Consider the following 421-nt stretch of genomic DNA (forward strand, 5'->3'; position numbering starts at 1 on the left):
TGTTCGACTGTGAAAACCAAACAGCGGAGAAAAGACAGGCGGAAAAATTCCTGGGGATGGATTTTGCCATGCATGGGATGTGTGTATTTTCTACCGGTGAAAGAGCCGGATATCCCATGTTTTACCGGAATGCAGAGAAAAAACTTGCCCGTGAACAGAGAAAGCTTTCCAGATGTGAAAAGGGCAGCCGTAACTATCAGAAACAGAAGAAAAAGGTTGCTTTATATCATGAAAAGATAAAGAACCAGAGGAAGGATTTCCAGCATAAGCTCAGCCACAGCCTTGCAGAAGACTATGACGCAGTATGTGTGGAGGATCTGAACCTGAAGGGGATAGCCGGAGGCCTGCATTTCGGAAAAGGGATACAGGATAACGGATACGGTCAGTTCCTTTCCATGCTTGGATATAAGCTGGAAGAACG

Annotated in this window: 1 protein-coding gene; it reads left to right on the forward strand. The window is 45.6% G+C overall.

What is annotated here, in order from left to right; translation table 11 throughout:
* The coding region (locus tag LJE12_RS19740) for an RNA-guided endonuclease InsQ/TnpB family protein (protein WP_227292411.1) at positions 1–421 on the forward strand (421 nt) is incomplete at both ends.

It is taken from the genome of Blautia sp. DFI.6.71, assembly GCF_020593585.1.
Lineage (GTDB): Bacteria > Bacillota > Clostridia > Lachnospirales > Lachnospiraceae > Blautia_A > Blautia_A wexlerae.